The sequence below is a fragment of the Rathayibacter tanaceti genome (assembly GCF_001634385.1).
GTDB lineage: Bacteria > Actinomycetota > Actinomycetes > Actinomycetales > Microbacteriaceae > Rathayibacter > Rathayibacter tanaceti.
The window spans coordinates 1-6,031 of the sequence record NZ_LIIN01000148.1 but is presented as its reverse complement, the minus strand read 5'-3'; the positions used below and the strand labels follow the sequence as shown (position 1 = coordinate 6,031).

The following is a 6,031-nucleotide window of genomic DNA, read 5'->3' as shown; positions in this document are numbered from 1 at the left end:
ACCGCGACGACGAGCCTGCGCACCACGCCCGCGTAGGGAGCGCCCGTTGCGACATCGAGCGGGTCGTCCGGCGGGCCGAGCGAGCGCCGCTGGAGGACCGCCGCGCCGGTGAGCTCGGCCGTGCAGCCGGAGCACGGCGCCCGCGAGCAGGGGCTGCCGCAGGCGGGGCAGTCGAGCGGGAGAAGGACGGCGAGGGCGTCGAGGAGGTGGTCGCGCAGCATCCCTCCACGGTGCCGCTCCTGTGGACTGCGCGGGCGGCGCAGGCGGCCGGACGCGACGATCGGACACCGGGATCGGCCTGGGGAGGAGCGTTCAGGACCCCATGCCGGTCTGCGTCGCGAGCAGGTCGACATCGGTCGCGACGGTCTGCCACGCCGAGCCGCGCTGCTGCCGGAGCTCACCGCCCTCGGCCAGGATGCGGATCTGCGTCGACGCGTTGCCTGCGGCGATCTGCACGGTGCCGGTCGTCGTGCCGAGCGCAGTGGCTCCCCCGCCGATCAGGTTCAGGGTGACGGCGTCCTCCCCCGTCGATCCCCGGACCACGGAGACCACGTCGAGCTCGTCGGTCCACGCCGCGGCGACGGCGGTGCCGAGCACGGAACGGAGCACCACCGGCTCACCGATGGCGATGGGGTCACCGTCCTGCGCGCGGGTGATGCCCGCCACGAGGACGGTGGCCTGCTGCCCGTCCTGCGCCAGCGCGAGCATCCTCGTGCCGTCGCGCGAGACGGCGAGGGAGGCGAGGGAGTCGATCTCGCTCCACGCGGTCGCGACCTGCATCGAGCGGGAGCCGTCGGCCGAGTACGCGACCAGCTGCCCGGGCGATGTCGAGGGCACCGACCAGACGTAGCCGAGAGGGTCGATGGTGGGCGCGACCAGGCCGGTCCGAGCATCGAGCAGCACACCGCCTCCGCCCGGGTCCACCAGGGTCACCCCGGCGTTCGAGAGCACGGCGGCAGGCGCGTCGGAGTCGGCGCCGCGCTGCTCGCCGAGGACGGCCGCCCGGGGATCGAGGGCCTGGACGCGCTCGGAGACGCCGATCTCGGCGAGGCCGGAGGAGGCGAGGAACCCGAAGCCGTCGTCGGTGAGCACCAGCGGCCGGGTGTCGACGCGAGGAGCCGTCGGCAGGCCGGAGACCTGGGTGGGGATGTCGATCGGATTCTGCTCGACCGAGAGCGCGACTCCGGTGACGTTCGAGACGTTGGCGAGGCTGCGGTTCAGCTGGAGGGACATCAGCCGCCACTGGCGCTGATCGGCCTCCAGCGCGGCCGAGTTCAGGTCGACGACGGCGCGTTGCGACTCCACCGGCACCGTCTCGGCGGCGAGCGCCGTGCCGGTCGGGAAGGCCGAGACGACTGCGGCGGAGTCCCGCAGCCAGGGAGTCGGCCCGCGCAGCAGCTCCGTCACGATCGTCGTGCTGGTCGAGCTGTCCGCCCGCGAAGCGAACCAGCGCAGGTCGGGCACGAGGTAGCGATAGCTCGGATCGAAGAAGTAGAGCGCGTGCGTCGAGAAGACCTGCTCGAACGTGGTGCGGTCGATGACCACCCCGCTCGGCGGCGCGCTGATGCGCCACTCGCCGTTCTCCTGCACGAAGCCGTAGTCGAGAGTGAGGGCGGCCGTGGTCGCGACATCGGTGTAGACGCCGGTGCCGTCGACCTCGGCGACCGGAGTGATCGTGAGCGAGAGGGTCGAGGCCGACTGCCCAGAGGCGGAGCGCTGGCCCTCGTCGACCGTCACGTGCTCTCCCGGCGTCCAGTCGGCTCCGGTCGAGAGGAACTCGCGGGCGATCTTGTAGTTGTTCTGCGGGCTCGACGCCGCGTCGATGAATCCGGTGAGGATGTCGCGCTGCGACGCACCGGCGGCGGGACCTGACGGGAGGAAGTCGTACTGGAGGTCCTGCGGCGCTGTGTCGGGGCGACCCACCCCCACGTCGCCGGCGCGCGGGATACCCGCACAGCCGGCCAGACCGAGGGCGAGCAGCGCAGCGACCGCGGCAGCCCGGAGCGCGCCCCGCCTCACGGCAGCACCCCCGGCCGTTCCGGCGGGCGCCTCCGTCTGCGCAGCGCCTGCGGCGGGAGGACGATCGGCCCGCTGTACGCCTGCTCGCCCGCGTCGACCGGGGGCAGCGGGAGCGGCGAGGAGTCGATCCGCTCGCCCCGGTGCCGAGGAACGGTGAGCCGGAAGCAGGCCCCGCGGCCGGGCAGCGACCAGACCTGGAGCCAGCCGTGATGCAGGGCGGTGTCCTCCTGGGCGATCGAGAGGCCGAGGCCCGTGCCACCGAGGGTGCGGCGGCGCGACGGGTCGGCGCGCCAGAAGCGGTCGAACACGCGCACCACCTCCTCGGCCGTCATTCCGTGCCCGTAGTCGCGCACCGCGAGGGCGACGGCGGTGGCGGTGCTGTCGACGGTCACGACGATCTCGCGGCCGTCGCCGTGCTCGATCGCGTTGCCGAGCAGGTTGCGCACGATCCGGCGGATGCGGCGCGGATCGAGATCGGCGTCGAAGTAGCCGCCCGGGGCCGAGAGCGTGAGCCGCGAGCCGTTCGCCTCGGCGATCCCGCGCATCGCCTCGATCTCGTCGCCGGCGAGCCGCACGAGATTGACCGGCTCGAGCTCGAGCTCGGCCGAACCGGCGTCGTGGCGCGAGATCTCGAGCAGGTCGGCCAGGAGGCTCTCGAACCGGCCGATCTGCCCGTGCAGCAGCTCGACGGTGCGCTCGGCGACGGGCGGGAAGCCCTCGCGCTGGTCGTAGAGCACATCGCCCGCGAGCTTCATGGTCGTCAACGGCGTCCGGAGCTCGTGCGAAACGTCCGAGACGAAGCGCTGCTGCACGCGGCTGAGGGTCGCGAGCTCACTGATGCGGTCCTGGAGGCTGTCGGCCATGCCGTTGAAGGAGCGGGCGAGGGTGGCGATCACGTCCTGCCCGCGCTCCGGGATCCGCACATCGAGATCGCCGGCCGAGAGGCGCTGGCTCGTCTGCGCAGCGACCCGGACGGGTGCCACCACGATCCGCACCACGACCCAGCTGACCGCCCCGATCAGGAGGATGAGCAGGATCCCCGCAACGTTGAGCACCTGCTGAACGAACTGCAGGGTGCGCTCGGCATCGGCGAGCGAGTAGCCGATGTAGAGCTCGTAGCGCCCGGCCGAGCTCGGCAGCTGGAGGGTCGAGCCGACCAGGATCCCCGGCTGCTCCTGCCCGGAGGCGTCGAGAGTCACCGACTGCCAGTACTGGCCGTCGGAGCCGGCCTGGACCCGCTCGCGCAGGTCGTCGCTGATCACCCCGTCCTGCAGCTCGCGGTTGTAGATGTCCTGCGGGGCGAGCGGTGAGGCCTCCTGGTCCGGCGCGCGGACGACCGCGATCAGAGCGGAGGAGGAGGCGTCGCGGACGGCCGTGCGCACCGAGCTCATCACCTCCTCCATGTCCTGCCGGGAGGACACCGTCGCCGCATCGAGGTAGCCCTGGGCCGCGCGGGTCGCGCGCGACGTGTCTCCGGTGACCTGGGTGAGCCGCGACTGGAAGAGGTTGTCGCTGATGCTGTACGAGAGGTAGACGCCGGTCGAGCCGATGGCGATGCCGCTGAGCAGCACCGTGATCGCCACTGCGCGGAACTGGAGCGACCGGCGCCAGACTCCGAGGACGCGGCGCGGCCAGAGGCGCAGCGCGGGAGCGGCGAGCCGGGCCACGGTCAGCTCGGGATCACGGCGCCGGCGCGGTAGCCGACTCCGCGCACGGTCGTCACGATCCGCGGATCGTCGGGGTCCTTCTCGACCTTCGCGCGCAGCCGCTGCACGTGGACGTTCACGAGACGGGTGTCTGCCTTGTAGTGGTAGCCCCAGACCTGTTCGAGCAGCATCTCGCGGGTGAACACCTGCTGGGGCTTGGAGGCGAGCGCGAGGAGCAGGTCGAACTCGAGCGGCGTGAGGCCGATCCGCTCCTCACCGCGGCGGACCTCGTGCCCGGCCACGTCGAGGCTGAGGTCGCGACCTGGAGCACGGCGTTGGCGGCGACGACCGCCGGGCGCAGGCGGGTTTTGATCCGCGCCACGAGCTCCTTGGGGTCGAAGGGCTTCACCATGTAGTCGTCGGCGCCGGACTCGAGGCCCTGCACGACGTCGGAGGTGTCGGACTTGGCGGTGAGCATGATGACCGGCACACCGGACTCGGCGCGGATCGCGCGGCAGACCTCGATCCCGTCGATGCCGGGCAGCATCAGGTCGAGCAGGACGAGATCCGGCCGGGCCCGGCGGAAGGCCTCGAGGGCGCCCGATCCGTCGGCGCAGAAGAAGACCTCGTAGTCCTCGGCCCGCAGCACGATGCCGATCATCTCGGCCAGGGCGGCGTCGTCGTCGACCACCAGAATGCGCGGGCTCATGGGTCTGCTCTTCCTCGTCTCGGGTCGCATCCGCCCAGCGGCGCACACGGTGACCGACTCAGGCTAACCGACGCGGCACCGCACGGGCGGGGAGGCTCTGCACCGCCTCGCGGCCGGACGCACCGCGGCCGAGCGGTGCAGGATGATCCGCCACCGGGAGGATCGCTCCGGCCCGCCTGTGACAGCATGGGAGGGATGACCGACGCAGCTCAGTGGCCGCCGCCCGCAGGCCGTCCCGACGACGGCTCCTCTGCGAAGGAGGCGCCGCGCCGCCCGCCGGTCCCACCCGCCGCTCCGATCGCCTCCGCCCCGCCCGTCGCGTCCGGCGCCGGGCAGGGCCCAGGGCCGGGCTGGACTCCCCCGCCCAGGCCCGGACTCGTGCCATTGCGTCCGCTCGGCTTCGGCACCCTGCTTGGAGCGCCGTTCCAGGTCCTGCGGCGCAGCCCCCGGACGACCCTCGGGGTGGCGCTTCTCGTCCAGGGGCTCGGCTCGGTGCTCGCGCTCGCGGTCTACGGCCTGATCGCCGTACTCGCTGTCGGGCGCATCGCCCAGGCGGAGACGGCGGACCGCGACGCCGTCGGCGCCGGCTCCCTCGCGATCGTGATCCTCGCGGCGCTCATCCCTCTCAGCGTCTCCCTCGCCACCGGCGCGCTCGTGCAGGGCGTCGTCGTCCTCGAGGTCTCCCGCGGCGTCCTCGGTGAGCGTTCCACGCTCCGCCGACTGCTCGCCCGGCTCCGGGGGCGGTTCGCGGCGCTGATCGCGTGGACCCTCCTCCAGGGTCTCGGCCTTCTTCTGCTCGTGCTGCTGGTCGCGGGGCTCGCGGCGCCGCTGTTCGTCCTGGGCGCGCAGGACGGCGCCTCCAGCGCGATCGTCGGGGGGATCCTGGTGCTGATCGGAGCGGGGCTCGTCGCGCTCGCGCTCGGGATCTGGCTGGGCACGAAACTCGCCCTCGTGCCGAGCCTGATCGTGCTGGAGCGGCTGCCGCTGCGCCGCGCCGTCGCCCGCTCGTGGCGACTGGTCGCGGGCGGCTTCTGGCGCACCTGCGGCGCGCTCGCCCTGATGACGGTCATCGTCCAGGTCGCCGGTCAGGTGGTGGCGACCCCGTTCAGCATCCTGATCCCGATCGCGGGGTCACTGGTCGCGCCGACCGATCCGGACGCGCAGGGCACGACCTCGATCATCGTCTCGATCGTCTCGGTCGCCATCGGGTTCGTCATCGGCGCGGTCGGGACCGTGCTGCAGTCCGCCGTGACCGGGCTGCTCTACCTCGACCGGCGGATGCGCCGCGAGGGCTTCGACCTGGTGCTGATGCGGCACGTCGAGGAGCGGGCGGCGGGTCGCGCCTCCGCCGACCCCTTCCCGGTGCCGGAGCGCTCGTGATCCTGCCGGCGGTCCCTCTCGATCCCGACGCGGAGCAGGCGCGCCGCCTGCTTCTGGAGGAGCTCGCCAATGCCCGCTACCGTGCGGCCGAGCCGAGCCTGTTCGACCGGGTGGTGCAGGCGATCCGCGACTGGTTCACCTCCCTGACCCTGCAGGGCGACGGCCCGCCGCTGCCGGTGGCCGCCGTGATCGGCGTGCTCGTGCTGGTGGCGCTCGTCGTGGCGGCCCTGCTGATCGCGGGACGGCCGCGCGCGGCCCGTCGCAGCGGCGTCACGGG

The 6,031-nt window shown here is 73.0% G+C and carries 3 protein-coding genes and 3 pseudogenes; 2 read left to right on the top strand and 4 right to left on the bottom strand.

Annotation, left to right across the window (positions count from 1 at the left end; all coding sequences use genetic code 11):
• The 4 genes and pseudogenes from ACH61_RS13550 to mtrA form a co-directional block, all read right to left on the bottom strand.
• Positions 1 to 221 (bottom strand): annotated as a pseudogene (locus ACH61_RS13550) (hypothetical protein); the annotation flags it as partial.
• Positions 222 to 312: 91 nt separating this feature from the next.
• Entirely contained in the window at positions 313 to 2,019 is a 1,707-nt protein-coding gene (locus tag ACH61_RS13545; RefSeq protein ID WP_068212950.1) for an LpqB family beta-propeller domain-containing protein, read from the bottom strand.
• Positions 2,016 to 3,686, bottom strand: coding sequence for an MtrAB system histidine kinase MtrB (gene mtrB, locus ACH61_RS13540; RefSeq protein ID WP_236713693.1), 1,671 nt, complete (start codon positions 3,684 to 3,686; stop codon positions 2,016 to 2,018). The genes ACH61_RS13545 and mtrB overlap by 4 nt, the downstream gene beginning before the upstream one ends.
• A 2-nt stretch (positions 3,687 to 3,688) precedes the next feature.
• Positions 3,689 to 4,374, bottom strand: a pseudogene (mtrA, locus tag ACH61_RS13535) (MtrAB system response regulator MtrA).
• A gap of 195 nt (positions 4,375 to 4,569) precedes the next feature.
• On the opposite strand from mtrA, the gene ACH61_RS13530 reads away from it, so the two are divergent.
• Both ACH61_RS13530 and ACH61_RS13525 read left to right on the top strand, forming a co-directional pair.
• Positions 4,570 to 5,754, top strand: coding sequence for a hypothetical protein (locus tag ACH61_RS13530; protein WP_132504025.1), 1,185 nt, complete (start codon positions 4,570 to 4,572; stop codon positions 5,752 to 5,754).
• Positions 5,751 to 6,031, top strand: a pseudogene (locus ACH61_RS13525) (DUF4129 domain-containing protein); the annotation flags it as partial. The gene ACH61_RS13530 and the pseudogene ACH61_RS13525, both read left to right, overlap by 4 nt.

Bases quoted from the DNA above. Each gene is read 5' to 3' on its own strand.
- ACH61_RS13530 (WP_132504025.1), top strand. From the start codon at position 4,570: ATGACCGACGCAGCTCAGTGGCCGCCGCCCGCAGGCCGTCCCGACGAC.